The organism is Longispora sp. NPDC051575 (assembly GCF_040681875.1).
Taxonomy (GTDB): Bacteria; Actinomycetota; Actinomycetes; order Mycobacteriales; family Micromonosporaceae; genus Longispora.
Genome location: NZ_JBFAZP010000002.1, coordinates 598113 through 617484 on the forward strand (window position 1 = coordinate 598113; position 19372 = coordinate 617484).

A 19372-nucleotide genomic window follows, 5' to 3' on the forward strand; every position below is an offset into this window, starting at 1 on the left:
GAGGGGCGCACTGAACGCCCACTGAACGAGGGGGCGTCATGGAGTTCCGGCTACTCGGACCGGTCGAGGCGCACACCGCCGGCGGGGCCGTGCCGGTGCCCGCCGGACAGGGCGCGGTGGTGCTCGCCGCCCTGCTGCTGGCCGACAACCGGGCGGTGTCCGTCGACCAGCTCCTGGAGGCGGTGTGGGGCGGCGCCCCGCCCCGACACGCCCGCACCGCCCTCCAGGGGCACGTGTCCCGGCTGCGCCGCCTCCTCGACGGGCTCGACGCCGGCCGGTGCGGGGTCGCGCTGCACACCCGGCCGGCCGGCTACCTGCTGACCGTCGGGCCGGACCTCGTCGACGCGCACCGGTTCGAGCGGCTCACCGCGACGGCCCGGGCCCGCGACGACGGGACCGCGATCGGGCTGCTCGACGAGGCCCTCGGGCTGTGGCGCGGGCCGGCGCTGCTCGGGGTGCCGCTGGCCCGGGAGGCCGCCCGGCTCGACGGGGCCCGGCTCGACGCCGTCGAACAGCTCGCCGACCTGCTGCTCCGCGCCGGGCGTGCCTCCGACGCCGCCGGGGTGCTGGAGCCGTGGGTGGCCGGCCATCCGCTCCGGGAGTCCCTGGTGGAGCGGGGCATGCGGGCGCTGTGCGCCGGTGGACGGCAGGCCGAGGCGATCGCGCTGTTCCACCGGACCCGGGAGGCGCTGTGCGAGGCGCTGGGGGTGGATCCGGGGGCGCGGCTGGTGTCGGTGTACGCGGAGATCCTGCGTGGGGAGGGGCGGGCGGTGGGCGGGGCGCCGGGCCGCGTCGCCGGGGTGGGGGTCGGGGCTGCCGGGGCAGGGGCCAGGGTTGCCGGGCCGGGAGCCGGATTCCGGGCCGGGGCTTCCGCTGGGGCCGAGACCGGAACCGGGGCCGAGGTCGGGGCCGAGGTCGGGGCCGAGGTCGGGGCCGAGGTCGAGGTCGGGACGCGCGCCGCCGACCCGCTCGGCGGGTTGCGGCAACGGCTCGACGAGAGGCTCGAAGCGTTCGCCGACCGGGAACCCGCCCAGGTCGGCGCCGCCTTCGACCGGGCCGAGCCCGACCTTGCCCGGTTGGCCGCCGAGCTGTTGTCCGCCGGGGATCCGGCCGGTGCCTGGCGGCTGCTGTCGGCGCTCGGCCGGCTCTACCACGACCGGGCCGAGCGGCCGGTGTGGGCCGCCGCGCTGCGGACCGGGCTGGCCGCGACCCGGGCCGCGGGCGACCGCCTCGGGGAACTCGCGGCCCGCCGGCAGCTGGGCGTGGCCCTCGCCGGGACGGACCCCGAGGAGGCGGCCACGTGTTTCCGGGCGGCCCTGGACCTGGCCCGGGAACTGGGCGATCCCGACGGCGAGCGGTCCGCGTTGACCAACCTGGCGGCGCTGGCCCTGGGCCGGCAGGCGCCCGAGCAGGCCCGGCGCTGGGCTGCGGCGGCCGTGGGCCTGGCCGGGAAGTGCCGCGCGCCCGGCGGGCACGTGCTCGCGCTGGCCAACCTGGCGACCGCGAGCGCCGCCCTGGGCGCGGGGCCGGAGGCCCGCCGGCACGCGGACAGCGCCGTGGCGGCGGCGGAGGGCGCACCCCGGCTGCGCGCGGTGGCGTTGGCGGCCCGGGCGCACGTGCTGGGCTCGGAGGACGACCGGGTGGGCGCGGTGCCGGCGGCCCGTGGGGACGGGCGCGGGGCTCGGCGGTGGGCCGACTAGGAAAAACACCAAAGAACATTTCCCTTGGGTACACGCGTGCATTGTTTGCCCGCCCGGGTTCCGTCGGATATCCGCACCCGGCCGACGGGCGGCGAAAGTGGGAGTCTGTCGGCTCTCGAAATCCGCCATTTATGTCGGTGCTGGTAAGACACAAGTGGGTTTCACATGGGTTAAGTAGGTCTATGGCGATGATCACAGACAGGCTATGTCCTCATAGGATGATGAGATAGGACTTTACCGGCCATGGTGTTTCATTCCACTTCCTAGTCGACTTGACGAGCGCCGCATAGACTCAGGGTTGTCAATTCAATGTTCAGTAGCGGGGGGCTACATTGTCGTATCCAAGGCATTCGACCGCACCCGGATCCGCACAGACACTGACGCCTGACAACCTCGAGGCATCGCTCGTCCAGGCACGGGGATTCCTGGACGAGGCACTGCGGGTCAGCCGGGAGACCCGCAGCGCCACGGACACCCACATCGAGTACCACTCCCAGGGTTGGCGCACGGCGGCCCGGATGCTGCTCAGGGGCGTCCACCGGGAGTATGTGCTGGCGTCGTCCGGTGCCTCCGTGTGCAGCATGGAGCAGCTCGACCTGCAGAGCAGACTGGTCGGGGAGATGGTGGCCCGGGACATCGGGGTCCGCCACCTGTTCAATCCCGGGGCGCTGGCCCGGCCCAGCGTCCAGAAGTACGCCGAGTCGGTGGCCCGGCGCGGCGCGAAGGTCCGGGTGTCCGCCAGCAAGTTCCAGGACACCATCATCGTCGACGGCCGGTCCGCGGTCGTCTGGGGCCGCAACGGGATCTACGACGAGCAGTGCCTCGTGATCCGGGGCACCGTGGTCCTCGACGGCCTGCACCGGCTGCTCAACGTCGTGTGGGACTCCGCCAGCGACCTGGAGACCTACCAGCGGTGGCACGGCGACGAGTCCGCGGAACTGACCGTGGCCATCGTCGGCATGCTCAACGCGGGCTACAAGGACGACGCGGCGGCCCGCCAACTGGGCATGTCCGTGCGGACGTACCGGAGGCACGTCGCCGAGATCCTCCGCCGGCTCGGTGCCGGTTCGAGGTTCCAGGCGGGTGCCCGGGCCGTGCAGTTGGGCCTGCTGCCGGCATGAGCGGAGGGGGTGACCGCCGGTGTGGCGGTCACCCCCTCCGTCAGGTCGGCCCGGTCGGCCTGGGCGGCCGGGCTTCAGCGCCAGGCCGGGTATCAGCACCAGGCCTGGTGTCGGCGCCAGGTCGGGCGTGGGTCAGCCCACCGTGCCGAACGCCCGTTGGTGCCACACGAGCGGCTGCCCCGGTCGGGCGTCGGCCGTCAGGACCCGCCCGACCAGCATCAGGTGGTCCCCGCCGTCGAGGCGGCCGTCCACGGCGCAGTGCACCACCGCCGTCGCGTCGGGCAGGTAGGGCAGCCGGGTCCCCTCGGCCCGCCGGAAGTCCGCGGCGGCGAACCGGTTCGCGCCGTGCAGGGCGAACCGGGCCGCCAGCTCCCGGTGTTCGGCGCCGAGGATGTTGACGACGAACCGGGGCGCGGTCCTGAACGTCGGGAAGCAGCTCGAACTCCGGCCGATGTTGACCAGGAGCAGCGGCGGTTCCATCGACAACGAACACACGGCGCTCGCGGTGAAACCCCACGGGGTGTCGTGCGCGTCGACCGTCGTCACGATGGTCACGGGCGCCGCGAGGCAGGCCATGGCGTCCCGGAAAGCCGCGGCCAGCCCCGGGTCGGGCGGCGGCGCGGACCGCCCGACCTGCGGCAGGGGATGCGGCCGGACGGTCACAGGTCGCTGACCGCCGGTACGACCTCGTCGATCAGGAGCCGGACGCTGCGCTCCATCACCTCGCCCGACACCGCGCCGAAGTCGACCTGGGCGATGATCCCGTCCACGCCGCCGGAGTTCTCCTGGAAGGCGCGGATCTGGTCGATGACCCGCTCCGGGGAGCCGAAGAACGCCGAACCGAACTCGCGCCACTGGGTCGCGGTCATCGAGCCGAGCCGCTTGCCCATGTCGGTGTACCCGGCGAAGCTGCCCGACTCCACGTCGTTCCAGGAGTTGGCCGCGTCCACCCAGGCGTCGAGGTAGTGCTGGAAGAGCCGGTCGCCGACCTCCCGGGCCTCCTTGTCCGTCCTGGCCACGAACACCGGCAGGCCGGCCGCGATCTGCGCGGGGCGGGCGTGGCCGGCGGCGGCGTACGCGCCCCGGTAGAGCTCGCTGTGCTGCCGGAACAGGTCCAGCGGCTTGAACATCGGCGTGGCGAGCAGGCCGTGCCCGAGTTCGGCGAGCCGCAGGAAACTCTTCTCCGTGCGTACGGCGGCCGACCACAGCGGGATCGGGTCCTGCACCGGGCGCGGCAGGGCCACCGCGTCGGAGTACGCGAAGAAGGGGGTGTCCTCGCTGGCCCGGTCCTCGGTGAGCAGCCGGGTGATGGCGCCGACCGCGGCCTCGTACCGCTCGTGGCTCTCGGCCATCGGCACCGCGAACGTGTCGTGCTCGTACGGCAGGTAGCCCCGGGCGAAGCCCAGGTCGAGCCGGCCGCCGCTGAGCACGTCGATCATCGCCGCCCGCGAGGCGAGGATGACCGGGTGGTGGAACACGGGGATGACCCCGCCGGTCATCAGCCGGATCCGCTCGGTGCGCACGGCGACCGCGGCGAGGAAGGCCAGCGGGTCCGGGCAGTACCCGCCGTAGGGGTGCAGATAGTGCTCTGTCATCTTGACCCACTCCAGGCCGGCGGCGTCGGAGAGCTCGCACAGCCTCAGGACGTCGTCGTAGTACTCCTTGGGGTCCTTGGTCTCGGGGCTGCCGTCGGGGACGAGCGAGATGCCGAACTTCATGCTTCCTCCAATGTCGGGGTGTGCTGTCGTGCTCGGGCCGCGCCCAGCAGCCGCCAGGCGGCCTCGCCCACGGCGCCGTCCACGTAGAGGACCTGTCCGGAGACGTAGCGCGCGTCGTCGGAGGCCAGGAAGGTCACGACGTCGGCGACGTCGTCGGGTTCGCCGAGCCGGCCGAGGGGTACGAGCCGGCCCAGGGCCGCCTCCTCGTCCCCGGTGGCCCCGAACGCCCCGTCGGTGCCCTCGGTGCGGGTCATGCCCGGCCCGACGGCGTTGACCCGGATGCCCTGGGCCGCGTACTCCAGGGCCGCCTGCTTGGTCAGCGCCACGATCGCGGCCTTGGACGCCGGGTAGATGCCGAACGCGGGCCGCACCACGTGGCCGACCACCGAGGTGAGGTTGACGATCGCGCCGCCGCCCTGCCGGGCGATCGCGGGCGCGCACGCCTGCACGCCCAGCAGGGTGCCCAGCACGTTGACGCCCATCACCCGGTGGAACTGCTCGGCCGTGGTGTCGGCGAGGGTGGTGTACTCCCACACGCCGGCGTTGTTCACCAGCAGGTCGATCCGGGGCGCCCGGTCGACGACCTCCCGCCAGGTGTCCGGCTCGGCGACACTGCCGGACACCGCCGTCCCACGGCACTCCCCCGCGACGGCCTCCGCCGCGTGGGCCTCGATGTCGACGGCCACGACGTGGTAGTCGCGGGCCGCGAGCTTCCGGGCGATCGCGCGGCCGAGGCCCCGGCCCGCGCCGGTCACCACCGCTACTCGTTGGGTCATGGCGCCCAGTCTGGACGCGGCGCGCGGCGACCGTCCGAAATCGACAGCTTGCTGCCAGGTACCGGCACGGGTGGCGGCAGGTACCGGACAGCGGGGCCGGAGCCGCGCCGGGGATTCGTAGCTTGGGGGTTCCGAACATCCCACCGGCGGAAGGCAGCGCCATGTACGACGCCATAGTTGTGGGGGCGCGTTGCGCGGGATCGCCCACCGCGATGCTCCTCGCACGCAGGGGTTACCGGGTTCTGCTCGTCGACAAGGCGACGTTCCCCAGCGACGCGATCTCCACCCACTACCTGCACTATCCGGCGATCGCGCGGCTCGATCGCTGGAACCTCCTCGACCGGGTCCTCAAGACCGGCGCCCCGGTGATCGACCGGATCACGTGGGGCATGGGCGACGTCTACCTCACGGGTACCGCGCCGGAATGGGACGGCAAACGGTTCGCGGTCGCGCCCCGGCGCAAGGTGCTCGACAAGATCCTGCTCGACGCGGCCGTCGAGGCCGGCGCCGAGCTGCACGAGGGCTTCACGGTGGAGGAGATCCTCCGCGACGGGGACCGGGCCGTCGGCATCCGCGGCCGGGAGCGCGACGGCACCGAGGTGGTGGCGCACGCGCCGATCGTGGTCGGGGCCGACGGGATCCACTCGCTGGTGGCGTCGACGTTCGAGCCGGCCGAGCAGTCGGGTACGCCGCCGCTGACGGCCGTCTGGTACACGTACTGGCAGGGCACCGACGTCGACCACCTGATCTTCACCCGGCTCGACGGCCGGGAGCTGTTCCTGGTGCCCACCAACGACGACTGCGTCAACGTGATGGTCGGCTGGCGGCACCACGAGTTCCACGAGTTCCGCAAGGACATCCCCGGCAACTACCACGCGACGCTGGACCTGTTCCCCGAGCTCGCCGCCCGGGTGCGCAGGGGACGGCAGGTCGAACCCTTCTACGGTACGAAGCAGACCCGGCAGTGGATGCGCCACCCGTACGGGCCCGGCTGGGTGCTCGTCGGCGACGCCGGTTACCACAAGGATCCGATCGCCGGGATCGGGATCAGCGACGCCTTCCGGCAGGTCGAGGTGCTGGTCGACGCCCTCGACGACGGGCTGTCGGGGCGCCGGGACATGGCCGAGGCGCTGGCCGGGTACCACGCCTGGCGCGACGGGTCGTTCAGCGAGGTCTTCCAGTACTACCACCGGGCCGCGACCCTGGACATGCTCCCGCCGGAGATGCTCCAGGTGATCGACAGCCTGCGCTACGACGAGACCGAGCGGGACCGGTTCATGGGCATCGTGGGCGGGTACACCCCGTTCAAGGAGTTCTTCAGCCCGGAGAACTGCCAGCGCATCCTGGCCCGGGCGGCCGAGGCGGGCGGGCTGCGGGAGACGGGCGGCCGGACCGCCGACTCGGCCTGGGGCGACTGGTCCCCCGGGCGCTAGGACGTGACGGTGCCGCCCACCCGGGTTCGCGGGGTGGGCGGCACCGTCGTGTCAGCGTGCGGGGCGCGGGGATCCCGCCGGTGCGCGGACGCCGGGGTCCAGTGGCGCGCGAGGTGCCGGGGTCCGATGGCGCGCGGGTGCCGGGGATCCGTCAGTGTGCGGAGGGCTGGGGGTCCCGGACGGCCCCGATGACCGCGAGCAGGCCCGGGAACCGGCTCTCGACGTCGTCGTGCCGCAGGGAGATGAACCGCTGGGTGCCCACGATGTCGGTGTGGGTCAGGCCCGACAGCCGCAGCGTGCGCAGGTGGTGCGACAGCGTCGACTTGGCGACCGGGTAGTCCATCGCCCCGCAGGCGAGCGACTCGCAGTTCGCGAGGTTGCGCACGATCTGCAGCCGGATCGGGTCGCTGAGCGCGTGCAGGACCCGCTCGAGTTGGAGGTCAGCCGTACGAGGGTGCTCTACGTCCGCGGACATGTCACGCTCCTTTGGCCTGTTCGTCGACAGGACACGGTACCCCGGGCACGGAGTGGCGCGGTGGAGCGCACCACCCCGCGCCCGGGCGGGGCAGGACCGGCCCCGGGTGGGGGCGGAACCGGCCCCGGCGGGCAGGACCCGCCCCGGGGCGGGCGGGACTCTGCCCCGGGCGGGTCGCCCGTCAGCCGCGACCGGCGGGCTGGGCCTCCGGCGTCGCCGGGGCGGCCTTGGCGCGGGCCGTCGCCGTGACGAGGAACAGCACGAGGGCGAGGGCGCCCGCGACCGCTCCGGCGATCCCGACGTACCGGACCCCGACCAGTTGGACCACGGTGCCGCCGACCAGGGCGGCGCTGCCGATCCCGACGTACATCGCCGAGGCGTTCAGGGACAGCAGCAGCGGGGCCGCCTTGGGCGCGAGGCTGACGAGGCGGTGCTGCTGCGGGGCGACCATGAGCCAGCCGGTCACGCCCCAGAAGAAGATGACCACCGCCGCGCCCGCCACCGTCGTGGCCACGACGGGCAGCAGCGCGAGGAACAGGAAGAACGTGGCGAGACTGACCAGCGCCGTCGGGTAGGCGCCCCAGCGGTCGGTGAGCCAGCCGCCGAGGATGTTGCCGACCGCGCCGCCGACCCCGAAGGTCATGAGCATCAGGCTCAGGGTCCGGCCGTCGATGTGCGTGATCTCGGTCAGGAGCGGCTGCAGGTAGGTGTAGACGGTGAAGCCGGCGATGAAGGCCAGCACGTTGACCAGCAGGGTCGGCCGGACCCCGGGCAGCTTCAGCATGCCGAGCCGGGTCCTCAGGTCGACGGCGGGCGGCGACGGGACCTTGGGCAGCAGCGCCGCGATCAGGAGCAGCGCGGCGACGCCCAGGGCGGTGACCAGCCAGAACACGCCGTGGAAGCTCGTGCGGCTGCCCAGGTACGTGCCGAGGGGCACGCCCAGGACCGTGGCCACGGTGATGCCGCCGATGACGACGGACAGCGCCCGGCCGCGGGCCGCCTCGGGGGCCAGCATGATCGCGGTCACCGAGGCCGCGGGGGTGTACGCGGCGGCACCGATCGCGGCGAGCACCCGGCCGAGGGCGAGCACCTCGTACGACGGGGCGACCGCGGCCAGCACGTTGCCGACCGTGAACACCACCAGCGCGACGATCAGCATGGTCTTGCGGGGGAACCGGCCGGTGAGGGCGGCGACGACGGGGCTGGCCACGGCGTACACCCAGGCGAACATCGTGACCAGCTGGCCCGCGACGCTGACGCTGACGTGGGTTTCCGTGGAGATGTCACCGAGCACGCCGGCGACGACGAAACCGTCGGTGCCGATCGCGAAGGTCCCCAGGGCGAGGATGAGGATGCGGAACCACATGGTGGTCAGTCCTTTGCATCAGTGGGCTGGGTGTGTGGAGGCGCCCGACGGGCGGCGTGCGGTCGCCGTGGCCTTCGGTTCGATGTTCGACGAACCTCGAACATTCCGAGCGTAATACCGCTCAGACGGCGACGCAAGCCACTATGTCGGAAAAGGTCAGATGATCTCCAGTGTGCCCGGCGGCCGGGCCGGCGGCCCGCTTTTGGCAGGAAGCTGTCCACAGTGCCCTCAGGCCGCGCGAACGCCGTGGCAGCAACCTGTTTGAAGCCTTCCACGCCCCCCGCGGCCGTGCGAGCCTCGTCTCGTTCACCCCCAACGAGAGGACACGATCCGTGGCTACCGCGACAGAAGAGTGGAAGCAGCAGGCCAAGGACATCGTCTGCGACATCCTGGAGATCGAGCCCGAAGAGGTCACCGAGACGAGCCTGTTCAAGGAGGAGCACGGCGCGGACTCCCTGCGGGCGATCGAGATCCTCGCCGCCCTCGAGCGGAACTTCAACATCACGATCGACCAGTCCGAACTGGGCGGCATGGTCAACCTCGACGGCGTCTACACCGTCGTGGCCAAAGCCGCCAACTGGAACTGACGGCGTCCGCCATGACCACCAACGGTCACCGCCAGGAGACCAACCGCCGGGTCGTCATCACGGGCATGGGCGCCGTCACGAGCGTCGGGGTCGGGGTCCGGGAGTTCCTCACGGCACTGCGGACCGGGCGCAGCGGGGTGCGTCCGCTCGGGGCGTTCGACACCGAGGGCTTCGCGTACGCCAACGGGTGCGAGGTCGTGGACTTCGACCCGGGCCCGTGGCTCACCCGGTACCGGCCGGAGGAGCTCGGCCGGGCCACCCAGTTCTCCGTCGCGGCGGCCCGGATGGCGGTCGAGGACGCCAAGATGGACCTGGAGCTGCTGTCCTCGGGCAAGGTCCTGGTGACCGTGGGCACCACCGACGGCGAGTCCCGCGACCTCGACCACCTGGTGGGTCTCCAGCTCGCCGAGGGCGAGGACGGCCTGGACCCGGTCGTCGCCCGCCGGGTGCCGGCCGGGCGGCTGTCGGTGTGCATCGCCCGGGAGCTCGGGCTGACGAACGTCGAGGCGGTCACCATCCCCACGGCGTGCGCGGCGGGCAACTACGCCATCGGGTACGCGGCCGACGCCGTCCGCGCCGGGGAGGTCGAGTTCGCCCTCTGCGGCGGGGCCGACGCCGTGTGCCGCAAGACGTTCGCCGGCTTCTACCGCCTGGGCACGATCGCCCCGGAACGCTGCCAGCCGTTCGACCTGCACCGCAAGGGCATCCTGACCGGCGAGGGCGCGGGCGTACTCCTCCTGGAGAGCCTCGACTCCGCGCTGGCCCGGGGCGCCCAGATCTACGCCGAGGTGCTCGGCTGCGGGCTCAACTGCGACGCGGACCACCCGGTCGCGCCGAACCGGGACAGCATCGCCCGGTGCATGGAACTCGCGCACAGCCGGGCCGGGGTCAGCCCCGCGGAGATCGACTTCGTGTCGGCGCACGGCACCGGTACCCGGGCCAACGACGTCACCGAGGCCGGCGCGATCCGGAAGGTGTTCGGCGACAGCCCGCCGAGAACCATCTCGATCAAGTCGATGATCGGGCACACCATGGGCGCGGCCAGCGCCCTGTCGGCGATCGCGTGCGCGCTGGCGGTCGCCGAGCAGTTCATCCCGCCGACGATCAACCACGAGGAGACCGACCCGGAGTGCGACCTGGACTGCGTGCCCAACGTCGCCATCGACGCCGAGCTGCGGGTCGTGCAGAACAACGCGCTGGCCTTCGGGGGCAACAACGCGGTCCTCCTGCTCAGCCGCTTCGACGGGGTCCCGGCATGACCGGCACCGACTGGGCGATCCGGGGCACCGGGGCCGTGGCGAGCGTCGGCGGGACCGCGCCGGCCGTGTTCGAGGCGCTGTGCGCGGGCCGGACCGGGCTCGCCCCGCTGCGGGGCTTCGACCCGACCCGGTTCCGCGCCCGGCACGCCTACGAGATCGACGACCGGCCCGGACCCGGGGTGGACGTCACGGGCCGGGCCACGACCTGGCTGATCGCGGCGATCGCGGAGGCGCTGGCCGAGGCCGGCCTGTCCGAGGACCTCGCGGACGTGCCGGTGCTGATCGGCACGGGGCTCCGGGAGCTGCGGTCCGCCGAGCTGTGGGCGCGCAAGGAAGCGGAGCTCACCCCGGAGGACCTGCATTTCGGTACGGCGCTGCGCGAGCGGTTCGGGGCCACCGACACGCACACGTTCTCCAACGCCTGTTCCGCATCGCTGTACGCGTTGGCGCTGGCCAGTGACCTGCTCGCGCTGGGCGAGGCGGAGACCGTGGTCGTCGCCGGGGTGGACACCCTCACGGAGAGCATGTTCGGGCTGCTCGACCGTGTGCATCCGGAGCCGGTGGACGCCGTGCGGCCGTTCGACCGGAACCGGCGCGGCGTGCTGATGGGCGACGGGGCGGCGGCGATCGTGCTGTCCCGCGCCGACGGTCCGGCGCTGGCCAGGCTGCGCGGGGTGTCGGTGAACTGCGACGCGTACCACGCGACCGCCCCGGACCCCGCCGGGATCACGGCGGCGGTCCGCGACGCGCACGACCGGGCGGGGATCGGGCCGGGCGCGGTGGACCTGCTGCTGGCGCACGGCACCGGCACCCTGCTCAACGACGAGGCGGAGGCCGTCGCGCTCGGGGCGGTGTTCGCGGGGGTCCCGGGTCCGCTGGTCACGGCCGTCAAGTCGATGACCGGCCACACCTCGGGCGGTTCGGGGCTGCTGAGCCTGGTCGTCGCCGTCCGGGCGCTGCGGACCGGCAGGGTGCCCCCGACCCTCGGGCTGGAGAACCCGGTCCCCGAGGCGGCCGGGCTGCGGTTCGTCACGGGCGGGCCGGCCAGCGCGGAGTTGACCGTCGCCCAGGTCGAGGCGTTCGGGTTCGGCGGCGTCAACGCCGTCGCCATCGTGCGGAGGGAGGACTGACATGGCACCGGTCGTCACCGGGATCGGACTCGCTGGCCCCACCGTCGGGGACCCGGCGCACCTGCTGGGGTCCGGGGTGGCCGGGCGGGAGGATTTCGACCCCGCCTCGGTCGTGGGGAAGCGGGGCCTGCGGTACAAGGACGACGCGACCCGGCTCGCGCTGGCCGCCGCGCACCGGGCCCTGACCGACGCGGGCCTGCTCGACGACCGCGCCCCGACGGTGCCCGCCGGGCAGGTGGCCGTCGTGGTCAGCTCCAACCTCGGCAACCTCGACACGGTGTGCGCGGCGGCGGAGACCATCGCCCGGGAGTCGGTCACCGGCCTCAGCCCGATGGACCTGCCGAACGCGTCCAGCAACGTGGTCGCCTCGTCGGTGGCCATCTGGTTCGGGCTGCGCGGTGCGAACCTGATGGTCTGCAACGGCGCGACGTCCGGGCTCGACGCCGTGCGGTGGGCCCGGGTCCTGGTCGGCTCCGGACGGGTCCGGCACGCGCTCGTCGTGGGGGTCGAGGTCGACAACGAGGTGGTCCGCCGGCTCACCGGCGCCGAGCGCCTCTTCCACGGCGCGGCGGCGCTGGTCGTCGAGTCGGCCGCGAACGCCGCCGCGCGCGGGGTGACGGCGCGGGCGACCCTGGGCCGGTACGAGCGGCGCGCGGTCGGGGCCGTCCCCGGCACCGGCCTGTGGCTGGTACCGGAACGGCACGCGACCGCCGCCCCGCCGGGCGTGACCCCGCTGGACCTGTCCCGGCGGTACGGCGCGGCGTCCGGCGCGCTCGGGGTGTTGCAGTGCGCGGCGGCGGCCACCTGGATCCACGGCGGCCACGGCCCGACGGCGCTGGCCACGGCCGGCGGTCCCGAGGACGACGCGACGGCGACCCTGCTGCTGTCCGCCCCCGGGCCGGCCCGGTGATCGGCCGGGCCCGGCTCCGCAGGCCGGCGGACGGCACCGGGCCCCTGCGCACCCTGCTCGTCAACGGGCTCGGCGGCAGCAACGCCGTGTGGGGCCCGTTCGCCGAGCGGGCCGATCCGCGCCTGGAGATCTGGGAGGCGGACCTGCCGTGGGGCAGCGAGGGCACGGTGGGCTGGGGTCAGGAGCCCGAGCTCGGGCCGTGGATCCGGCGGGCGCTGGAGTCGGTGGACTCCGGCCGGGTCGACCTCGTCGTGGCGCACTCGTTCGGCGCGAACCTGCTGCTGGATCTCCTGTGCCGGGGCGGGCTGCCGGAGCCGCCCCGGGCGGCGGTGCTCGTGTCCCCGTTCTACCGGCCCAGCCCGGACCGGTTCGACTGGGAGACGATCTCCTACTTCCTCAACAACTTCCACCTGCTGTTGCAGGAGGGCATCCGGGTGCGTTCGGCGGGCCGGCTGGACGCCGACAGTCAGCGGGACCTCGCCCTGCGGCTGCGGGAGATGGTCGGACCGTACGGCTGGGTCCGGTTCTTCGACACCTACCTGCGGACCCCGGGGCTCGCGCTGGAGAACCTGACCCAGTCGTTCCTCATCGTGGCCGGCGCCGACGATCCGGCCTCGTCCCCCGCGGACAGCCGCGACCTCGCCGACCGGCTGCCGGACTGCCAGGCCGAGATCCTCGACGGCTGTGGCCACCTGGCCATGGTCGAGCGGGCCGAACGCTTCGCGCACCTCGTCAACGTCTTCAGCCGTTCCATCGAACCGTCGATCGCCCAGACCACGGGAGCAGACCAACCATGACCGACACCCTGACGTCCGCCCTGCTCGACACCACGACCACCGTGCGGGTACGGCCCCGGTACGAGGGCTCCAACATCTGTACCTGGATCGGGTTCAAGCACGTGAACTACCTGGTCGAGGAGGCCGTCCTGGAGCACTTCCGCCAGTCCGGCACCCCGGCGCGGGCCCTGTTCGAGGACCACGCCCTGTGCGTGGACCTGGTGTCGCTGGACACCCGGATCCTGCACGCGCTGCACATGGACGACGAGGCGACGGCCACGGTGGTCCCCGCGACGAAGGCGGCGGACGACGAGCTGGCGTTCGCGGTGACCCTGACCGTCGAGCGCGGCGGCGAGGTGCTCAAGGCCGTCGTGTCGAAGGTCCGGGTGGCGCTGCGCCTCGACGAGCGCGACGGCCCGGGCGACCCGGCCCCGGCCGCGCTGTCCCCCTACGTCACGACCGACATCGCCCGGCCGGCGTCGTCGCCCGTGCCGCTCGTCGGCCCGCTGGGGGTCAACCGGGGCACGTCGGGCGGGGACCCGGTCCTGGCCCAGCTGACGGCCGGGCGGAACGCGTTCGCGTGGCGGTGGCGGATCCCGTACCCGTACTGCCACTTCACGCAGCGGCTGCAGATGTCCGGGTACCTGCGGCAGATGGAGGAGGTCGTCGACCTGTTCCTCGCCGAGCGCGGGATCTCCATCCGGACCCTGTTGACCGACCGGAACTGGATCCCGGTGGTGCCGCGCTCCACGATCGAGCTGGTCGGGGAGGCGCTGATGGAGGAGGACCTCTACACGGTGTTCACGGTGGAGGACGTGTTCAAGGACTTCACCTACACCGCCCGGATGGACTGCTTCGTGGTCCGCGACGGGGAACTGGTCCTGACGGCGACGGGCTCGATCACCCACGGGTACGCGGTGATCGAGAACCGCCGGGACTGGAGCCTGGTGGGCTTCGACGACACGGTCCTGGCCGCCCTGCGCGGACGGAACTGACCCGTGGAGCGGGCACTGATTACCGGGCTCGGCGTGATCTCGTGCCTGGGTCGCGGGGCCGACACGCTGTGGGAGGCGCTGCACGCCGGGCCGCACGGACCCCGGCGGGTGGCCGACCCGGGGGCGAACGTCGACATCCCCCTGGTGTACCTGGTGCCCGACGCGGATCTGCCGACCGAGCCGACCACCTGGGCGGACGCGCCGGTCGGCCCCGCCTCGCGGCTGGCCGTCGCCGCCGCCCGGGAGGCCCTCGACGACGCGGGGATCGTCGGGGCGGTGCGCCGGGGGGACGTGCGGCCCGAACGGGTGGCCGTCCTGCTGGGCACCACGATGGGCGACCACCAGGTCCGGGAGCGCGAACGGTCCGGCGAGTGGGCGCCGTCGGCGGGGTGGCACACCGAGTACCTGGTGGCCTCCGTCGTCGCCGACCTGCTCGGCGGGCAGGGGCCGGTCTCGACGAACTCCAACGCGTGCGCGGCCAGCGGGTACGCCATCGGGCTGGCCGTGGACATGATCCGGGCCGGGGAGGCCGACGTGGTGCTGGTCGGCGGCGCGGAGGCGTACAGCCGGCTGGCGGTGGCGAACTTCCACCGGATGGGCGCCACCGACCCGGAGCGGTGCCGCCCGTTCGACCAGGGCCGGAAGGGCACGGTCTCCGGCGAGGCCGCGGCGATGCTGGTGGTGGAGGCCGCCAGTGTCGCCCGCCGCCGCGGCGCCAGTGTGTACGCGGAGATCGCGGCCACCGGCTGGAGCTGCGACGCGCACCACCCGACGGCCCCGGAGCCCGGCGGCGCGCAGATCGACGCCGCGATGCGCCGGGCGCTGCGGGACGGGGCCACCTCGCCCGCCGAGATCGCCTGCGTGGTGCCGCACGGCACGGGCACCGAACTCAACGACGTGGTGGAGAGCGAGGCGCTGCGGACCCTGTTCGGGGACCGGCCGGTGCCGCTGTACAGCCTGAAGGCGCAGGTCGGGCATACCGCGGGGGCGGCGGCCGGGCTCGCGGTGGCCACGGCCGCGCTCATCCTGTTCACCCGCGCGGTGCCGCCCAACGTGCCTCTCGACGCCCCGGACGAGCGGTGCCCCGTGTGGCTGCCGGTCGAGGCCCGGCCGTTGGCGGGCCGGGCCGTGCTGGCCAACGCCTACGCGTTCGGCGGCAACAACGTGTCCGTGCTGCTGCGGAGCGTGCCGGCATGACCGCGCGGATCGTGGTCACCGGCGTCGGGGCGGCCTCGCCCTGGGGCGACGACCCGGCCGGGCTGTGGGCCGACGCGCCCCGGGACGCGGTGCCCGACGGCTGGTTCGACGTGCGCGGCCAGCTGGGCGCCCGGGGGTACAAGTACCTGCCGCCGGCGTGCCGGTACCTGCTGGCCGCCGGGCGCCGGGCGCTCGCGGGCCTGCCGGCCGTCCCCGGCCCCGACCTGGGGGTGGCCATCGGCACGAACCACGCCGCGTCCGCCCTGCACGCGGACATGGACGACACGGTGCTGCGCGGCGGCGCCGACCAGCTCAGCCCGGCCCTGGCGCCCTTCTTCGCGGTGAACGTGTTCGTCAGCAGGCTCGCGATCGAACACACCGCGCGCGCGTTCAGCCTGACCCTGACCACGCCGTGGACGGCGGGCCTGGAGTCCCTGCACGTCGCGTCGCGTTCGCTGCGCCTGGGCCGGGCGGAGGTCGTGCTGGCCGGCGCCACCGAGGCCGGCGACGGCTCCGCCGGGGCCGAGGAGGGCGCGGCGGTGTTCGTCCTGGAACCGCGCGACCTCGCCGAGCGGCGCGGCGCCCCGGTCCTCGGGCACGTCGCCACGCACACCGGCTTCCTCCCGCCGACCGGGCCGGACGCCACGGCCGTCGTGCGGGCGGCCTGGGCGGCGCTCGACACCGGGCCGGCGCCCGTGACCCTGTTCGCCGACGACTCGGCGGTCGGGGCGGCGGTCGACCGGGCCGTGCGCGGGGTCGCCGACGAGTTGACCGTGCTGCCGCTGGCCGCCGGCACCGTGGGCCCGGCCTGGCAGGTCGCGGCGGTACTGGCCGGCGGGGTGCGCGCGGCCGTCCCCGCCGGGGCCCGGTCGGGTCGGTCCGGGGTGACCGAGGGGCACCGTACCCATGTCATAGCCGTTGCCAGTCGGGCGGGGACCGTCGCGTTCACCGCCGTCACCAGGGAAGGCGGGTCCTGATGCGCGGTCAGTGGGTTCTGGTCCTGGGGGCCTCCAGCGGGCTGGGCCGGGCCATCGCGCTCGCCGCCGCGCGGGCCGGGGCCAACATCGCCGGGGTGCACTTCGACACGTCCGCCGCCGAACCGCGGGTCACGGCGCTGCTGGCCGAGCTGCGCGGCTACGGTGGGCGCGCGGAACTGTTCAACGCCAACGCCGCCAACCACACCGCCCGGGCGCGCCTGGTCGCGGAGCTGGCAGGGCTGACCGGCCCCGACGGGATCCGGGTGCTCGTGCACTCCCTGGCCTTCGGGGCCCTGGCGCCCTTCCTGCCGGTGGGCGAGGAGCCGGCCGTCACGCCCCGGCAGCTCGACATGACCCTCAACGTGATGGCGCACAGCCTCGTGTACTGGACCCAGGACCTGCACGCGGCGGGGCTGCTCGCCCCGGGCAGTCGGATCTTCGCGCTGACCAGCGCCGGCAGCAGCCGGGTCCAGCGGCACTACGGGGCGGTGTCGGCGGCCAAGGCGGCGCTGGAGTCGCACGTCCGGCAGCTGGCGCTGGAGCTCGGCGGGTCCGGCGTCGCGGTCAACGCGCTGCGGGCGGGCGTCACGATCACCCCGGCCCTGCTGCGGATCCCCGGCCACGAGAGCTATGTGGAGCGGGCCCGGGCGACCAACCCGGGCGGGCGGCTGACCACCCCGGAGGACGTGGCCGAGGCGGTGCTCACCCTGACGCGCGGCGACTCGACCTGGATCACCGGCAACGTGATCGGCGTGGACGGCGGGGAGCTGCTGACATGACCGGTTTCCTGCTCGTCGACACCGGGATCGACCGGCAACTGGCCGCCGACGCCGCGATCCTGGCCGGGGCCGGCCACCGGGTGGTGCTCTACCTGGTGCAGGACGGGGTGACCCGGGCGCTGCGCGGGCAGGAGCCGGCCGGCGACGCCACGGTCTGGGTGGACGGCCCGAGCCTGGCGCACCGCGCGCTGCGCCCCGGGGACCTGCGCCCCGGCGTGACGGTCGTGGACATGCCGGAGGTCGCGGACCTGCTGCTCGCCGACGGCGTCCGGGTGGTGTGGCACTGATGGCCGCCCGCCCGCCCGCCGACGTGCTGCTGGTCGTGACCGGCGCGCCGTTCGCCTCGGACATGCTGACCACCGTCCTGCGGCTCGTCGACGAGCTGCTGCGCCGGGGCCGGTCGGTGCTGGTCTGGGCCTGCGGGTACACGACGATGCTGACCCAGGCCGCGCTCGGCGCGCACAAGCCGCGGGACGTGGACGACTGGGCGGCCCGGTACCCGTCGACGGCGGCGGTGGTGTCGGGGCTGCTCGCGGAGTACCCGGCGCTGTTCGGCTGGGAGGTCTGCGCGTACTGCGCCCAGGACCGGGGCGCGGGTCCGCACGTGCCGGGGGTGCGGACCCGCGCGCCGTCCCGGATCGGCACGAACGTGGCGGCGGCCCGGACGACCGTCTACATCGGAGGTGCCTGACATGGCCGGCCGGTACCTCGCCGTGGTGGACCACGCCTACCGGGGCGGCCCGGAGGTGCAGTTCTGCGACCTGTTCTACCTGGCCCGGGGCCTGCACCGCCAGCTCGGCGGCCTGGACGTGGTCCTGCGCGGCCCGGCCGTGACGTACGCCGTGGACACCGGTCCCCTCCCCCGGCTGCGGGTCGGCGCCCGGCACCTGGACCTGCCCGACCCGCGCCGTTCCCTGCGCGCCCTGCTCGCCGCCGACTCGGCGGTCTCCGTCGACGAGCCCGCCCTGCGCGCGCTCGGGCTCACCCCGGACCGCGTCCTCCCCGGCGTGGTGTGCCGCGACTCCGCCTCGCTGACCCGCGACTGGCCCGACTACGAAGGTGTGTGGTTCCTGTGAAGTATCCGTTGGCGATCTCCGGCTGGTCCGCGGTCTCCCCGTTCGGCATCGGCCCGGCCGCGTTCACGGCCGGGGTCCGGCGCGGCGTCAGCGCCGTGGCCACCGTGCGGCAGGAGAGCCGGCTGCCGACCCCCGAGGCCGGCGTCGTGCCGGACTTCGACGTCCGGGGCGTGCTGGGCCTCAAGAACACCCGCTCGATGGACCGGGCCACCGGCATCGCGGTCGCCACCGTCGGCATGCTGCTGGAGCAGACCGGCCGGGTCGGCGGCGACGGGGTCGGCCTGGTGCTCGGGACGAACACCGGCAGCGTGAAGAGCATGATGGACTTCACCCGGGACTCGTTGACGCAGGACAAGCCGTACTTCGTGGACCCGGCCCGGTTCCCGAACACCGTGATGAACTGCGCCTCCGGGCAGTGCGCCATCTGGCACGGCCTGCGCGGGCCCAACAGTACGATCGCCGGCGGGCACGTGACCGGGCTGCTGGCGTTGCAGTACGCGGCCCGGCTGCACCGGTGCGGGCACGCCGGGACCATCCTGTGCGGCGCGGTCGAGGAGTTCTCGGCGCAGCGCGCGTGGCTGGAGTGGCTCGCGCACACCGGGGACGCGCCGGCCCAGCCGCTCGGCGAGGGCTGCGCCGTGTTCCTGCTGGAGGCCCCGGAGACGGCCCGCGAGCACGGCCGGGCGGTGCACGCCGAGATCCTGGGCCTGGAGTTCGGGGTCGCGGTCGACGAGCACACCGCCGCCGACGTGCTGGCCCGCTGCGTGCGCGCGGCGGTCGCCGAGGCCGGGGTGACCCCGGCGGACGTGTGGGCCGTCGCGCCCGCCGGCTACGTCGACGGCCGGGGCGACGCCGAACGGGCCGCCATCGCCGCCGCGCTGGCGGGGTGCGAGGTCCTGCCGGCGGTGAGCGCCCTGACCGGGGACACCTCGGCGGCGTCGGCGACGTTCCAGCTGGCCGCGCTCCTCGCGCACGCCGAGGGCGGCCCCGCCGGGCGGCTCGGGGTGATCACCTCCGTCGACCGCGAAGGGCTCGTGGGCTGCGCGCTGCTCAGACTCGGCTGAACCCGCCGCGACCAGCAACCCGCCGGACTACCG

General features: G+C 74.1%; 21 protein-coding genes. 16 read left to right on the forward strand and 5 right to left on the reverse strand.

Annotation, left to right across the window (positions count from 1 at the left end):
* Positions 1 to 38 precede the first annotated feature (38 nt).
* Together AB0M43_RS06410 and AB0M43_RS06415 are read left to right on the forward strand one after the other, a co-directional pair.
* On the forward strand, positions 39 to 1700 hold the full coding sequence (locus AB0M43_RS06410; protein WP_363721690.1) for an AfsR/SARP family transcriptional regulator: 1662 nt from the start codon (positions 39 to 41) through the stop codon (positions 1698 to 1700).
* 332 nt (positions 1701 to 2032) lie between these two features.
* On the forward strand, positions 2033 to 2821 hold the full coding sequence (locus AB0M43_RS06415; protein WP_363721692.1) for a hypothetical protein: 789 nt from the start codon (positions 2033 to 2035) through the stop codon (positions 2819 to 2821).
* A gap of 132 nt (positions 2822 to 2953) precedes the next feature.
* Here AB0M43_RS06415 and AB0M43_RS06420 read toward each other — a convergent pair whose 3' ends face one another.
* From AB0M43_RS06420 to AB0M43_RS06430, 3 genes are read right to left on the reverse strand one after another with little or no spacing between them, the layout of a single operon-like run.
* Positions 2954 to 3484 carry a flavin reductase family protein gene (locus AB0M43_RS06420; RefSeq protein WP_363721694.1) on the reverse strand — a complete coding sequence of 177 codons (531 nt, stop codon included), beginning with the start codon at positions 3482 to 3484 and terminating at the stop codon, positions 2954 to 2956.
* The gene (locus tag AB0M43_RS06425) at positions 3481 to 4539 is read right to left on the reverse strand and encodes an LLM class flavin-dependent oxidoreductase (protein WP_363721696.1); all 1059 of its coding nucleotides are present in this window, start codon (positions 4537 to 4539) and stop codon (positions 3481 to 3483) included. Before AB0M43_RS06425 ends, AB0M43_RS06420 begins: the two co-directional genes overlap by 4 nt.
* Positions 4536 to 5315 carry an SDR family oxidoreductase gene (locus AB0M43_RS06430; protein ID WP_363721698.1) on the reverse strand — a complete coding sequence of 260 codons (780 nt, stop codon included), beginning with the start codon at positions 5313 to 5315 and terminating at the stop codon, positions 4536 to 4538. Before AB0M43_RS06430 ends, AB0M43_RS06425 begins: the two co-directional genes overlap by 4 nt.
* 161 nt (positions 5316 to 5476) lie before the next feature.
* Between AB0M43_RS06430 and AB0M43_RS06435 the strand changes: the two genes are divergently transcribed.
* A complete protein-coding gene (locus tag AB0M43_RS06435) occupies positions 5477 to 6748 on the forward strand; it encodes an NAD(P)/FAD-dependent oxidoreductase (RefSeq protein ID WP_363721699.1) in 1272 nt (423 codons plus the stop codon).
* A 151-nt stretch (positions 6749 to 6899) separates the two neighbouring features.
* On the opposite strand, the gene AB0M43_RS06440 is transcribed toward AB0M43_RS06435, so the two are convergent.
* Together AB0M43_RS06440 and AB0M43_RS06445 are read right to left on the reverse strand one after the other, a co-directional pair.
* On the reverse strand, positions 6900 to 7223 hold the full coding sequence (locus tag AB0M43_RS06440) for a transcriptional regulator (RefSeq protein ID WP_363721701.1): 324 nt from the start codon (positions 7221 to 7223) through the stop codon (positions 6900 to 6902).
* 181 nt (positions 7224 to 7404) lie between these two features.
* Positions 7405 to 8589, reverse strand: a complete 1185-nt coding sequence (locus AB0M43_RS06445; RefSeq protein ID WP_363721702.1) for an MFS transporter — start codon at positions 8587 to 8589, stop codon at positions 7405 to 7407.
* Positions 8590 to 8921: 332 nt separating this feature from the next.
* Here AB0M43_RS06445 and AB0M43_RS06450 point away from each other — a divergent pair, with 332 nt between their 5' ends.
* Genes AB0M43_RS06450 through AB0M43_RS06510 form a run of 13 tightly spaced genes read left to right on the forward strand, consistent with a single transcriptional unit; the run spans position 8922 to position 19339 of the window.
* Positions 8922 to 9176, forward strand: coding sequence for an acyl carrier protein (locus AB0M43_RS06450; protein WP_363721704.1), 255 nt, complete (start codon positions 8922 to 8924; stop codon positions 9174 to 9176).
* Positions 9177 to 9187: 11 nt separating this feature from the next.
* Positions 9188 to 10435, forward strand: coding sequence for a beta-ketoacyl-[acyl-carrier-protein] synthase family protein (locus tag AB0M43_RS06455; protein ID WP_363721706.1), 1248 nt, complete (start codon positions 9188 to 9190; stop codon positions 10433 to 10435).
* On the forward strand, positions 10432 to 11565 hold the full coding sequence (locus AB0M43_RS06460) for a beta-ketoacyl synthase N-terminal-like domain-containing protein (protein ID WP_363721708.1): 1134 nt from the start codon (positions 10432 to 10434) through the stop codon (positions 11563 to 11565). The genes AB0M43_RS06455 and AB0M43_RS06460 overlap by 4 nt, the downstream gene beginning before the upstream one ends.
* Position 11566: 1 nt before the next feature.
* Entirely contained in the window at positions 11567 to 12475 is a 909-nt protein-coding gene (locus AB0M43_RS06465) for a beta-ketoacyl synthase N-terminal-like domain-containing protein (protein ID WP_363721710.1), read from the forward strand.
* Positions 12472 to 13272 (forward strand): alpha/beta hydrolase, encoded by an 801-nt coding sequence (locus AB0M43_RS06470; RefSeq protein WP_363721712.1) that lies wholly within the window; start codon positions 12472 to 12474, stop codon positions 13270 to 13272. The genes AB0M43_RS06465 and AB0M43_RS06470 overlap by 4 nt, the downstream gene beginning before the upstream one ends.
* Entirely contained in the window at positions 13269 to 14246 is a 978-nt protein-coding gene (locus AB0M43_RS06475; protein ID WP_363721713.1) for a thioesterase, read from the forward strand. The genes AB0M43_RS06470 and AB0M43_RS06475 overlap by 4 nt, the downstream gene beginning before the upstream one ends.
* A 3-nt stretch (positions 14247 to 14249) precedes the next feature.
* Positions 14250 to 15443 (forward strand): beta-ketoacyl-[acyl-carrier-protein] synthase family protein, encoded by a 1194-nt coding sequence (locus AB0M43_RS06480; protein WP_363721715.1) that lies wholly within the window; start codon positions 14250 to 14252, stop codon positions 15441 to 15443.
* Positions 15440 to 16420: a beta-ketoacyl synthase N-terminal-like domain-containing protein gene (locus tag AB0M43_RS06485; RefSeq protein WP_363721717.1), complete on the forward strand. Its 981-nt coding sequence runs from the start codon at positions 15440 to 15442 to the stop codon at positions 16418 to 16420. Before AB0M43_RS06480 ends, AB0M43_RS06485 begins: the two co-directional genes overlap by 4 nt.
* Positions 16420 to 17199: an SDR family oxidoreductase gene (locus AB0M43_RS06490; RefSeq protein WP_363721719.1), complete on the forward strand. Its 780-nt coding sequence runs from the start codon at positions 16420 to 16422 to the stop codon at positions 17197 to 17199. Before AB0M43_RS06485 ends, AB0M43_RS06490 begins: the two co-directional genes overlap by 1 nt.
* The gene (locus AB0M43_RS06495) at positions 17196 to 17486 is read left to right on the forward strand and encodes a DsrE family protein (RefSeq protein ID WP_363721720.1); all 291 of its coding nucleotides are present in this window, start codon (positions 17196 to 17198) and stop codon (positions 17484 to 17486) included. The genes AB0M43_RS06490 and AB0M43_RS06495 overlap by 4 nt, the downstream gene beginning before the upstream one ends.
* Positions 17486 to 17890: a hypothetical protein gene (locus tag AB0M43_RS06500; RefSeq protein ID WP_363721721.1), complete on the forward strand. Its 405-nt coding sequence runs from the start codon at positions 17486 to 17488 to the stop codon at positions 17888 to 17890. The genes AB0M43_RS06495 and AB0M43_RS06500 overlap by 1 nt, the downstream gene beginning before the upstream one ends.
* A 1-nt stretch (position 17891) precedes the next feature.
* Positions 17892 to 18275 (forward strand): hypothetical protein, encoded by a 384-nt coding sequence (locus AB0M43_RS06505; protein ID WP_363721723.1) that lies wholly within the window; start codon positions 17892 to 17894, stop codon positions 18273 to 18275.
* Positions 18272 to 19339 carry a beta-ketoacyl synthase N-terminal-like domain-containing protein gene (locus AB0M43_RS06510; protein ID WP_363721725.1) on the forward strand — a complete coding sequence of 356 codons (1068 nt, stop codon included), beginning with the start codon at positions 18272 to 18274 and terminating at the stop codon, positions 19337 to 19339. The genes AB0M43_RS06505 and AB0M43_RS06510 overlap by 4 nt, the downstream gene beginning before the upstream one ends.
* Positions 19340 to 19372 lie beyond the last annotated feature (33 nt).

Bases quoted from the DNA above. Each gene is read 5' to 3' on its own strand.
- AB0M43_RS06410 (WP_363721690.1), top strand. From the start codon at position 39: ATGGAGTTCCGGCTACTCGGACCGGTCGAGGCGCACACCGCCGGCGGG.
- AB0M43_RS06425 (WP_363721696.1), bottom strand. From the start codon at position 4,539: ATGAAGTTCGGCATCTCGCTCGTCCCCGACGGCAGCCCCGAGACCAAG.
- AB0M43_RS06430 (WP_363721698.1), bottom strand. From the start codon at position 5,315: ATGACCCAACGAGTAGCGGTGGTGACCGGCGCGGGCCGGGGCCTCGGC.
- AB0M43_RS06435 (WP_363721699.1), top strand. From the start codon at position 5,477: ATGTACGACGCCATAGTTGTGGGGGCGCGTTGCGCGGGATCGCCCACC.
- AB0M43_RS06440 (WP_363721701.1), bottom strand. From the start codon at position 7,223: ATGTCCGCGGACGTAGAGCACCCTCGTACGGCTGACCTCCAACTCGAG.
- AB0M43_RS06445 (WP_363721702.1), bottom strand. From the start codon at position 8,589: ATGTGGTTCCGCATCCTCATCCTCGCCCTGGGGACCTTCGCGATCGGC.
- AB0M43_RS06455 (WP_363721706.1), top strand. From the start codon at position 9,188: ATGACCACCAACGGTCACCGCCAGGAGACCAACCGCCGGGTCGTCATC.
- AB0M43_RS06460 (WP_363721708.1), top strand. From the start codon at position 10,432: ATGACCGGCACCGACTGGGCGATCCGGGGCACCGGGGCCGTGGCGAGC.
- AB0M43_RS06465 (WP_363721710.1), top strand. From the start codon at position 11,567: ATGGCACCGGTCGTCACCGGGATCGGACTCGCTGGCCCCACCGTCGGG.
- AB0M43_RS06475 (WP_363721713.1), top strand. From the start codon at position 13,269: ATGACCGACACCCTGACGTCCGCCCTGCTCGACACCACGACCACCGTG.
- AB0M43_RS06485 (WP_363721717.1), top strand. From the start codon at position 15,440: ATGACCGCGCGGATCGTGGTCACCGGCGTCGGGGCGGCCTCGCCCTGG.
- AB0M43_RS06490 (WP_363721719.1), top strand. From the start codon at position 16,420: ATGCGCGGTCAGTGGGTTCTGGTCCTGGGGGCCTCCAGCGGGCTGGGC.
- AB0M43_RS06495 (WP_363721720.1), top strand. From the start codon at position 17,196: ATGACCGGTTTCCTGCTCGTCGACACCGGGATCGACCGGCAACTGGCC.
- AB0M43_RS06500 (WP_363721721.1), top strand. From the start codon at position 17,486: ATGGCCGCCCGCCCGCCCGCCGACGTGCTGCTGGTCGTGACCGGCGCG.
- AB0M43_RS06505 (WP_363721723.1), top strand. From the start codon at position 17,892: ATGGCCGGCCGGTACCTCGCCGTGGTGGACCACGCCTACCGGGGCGGC.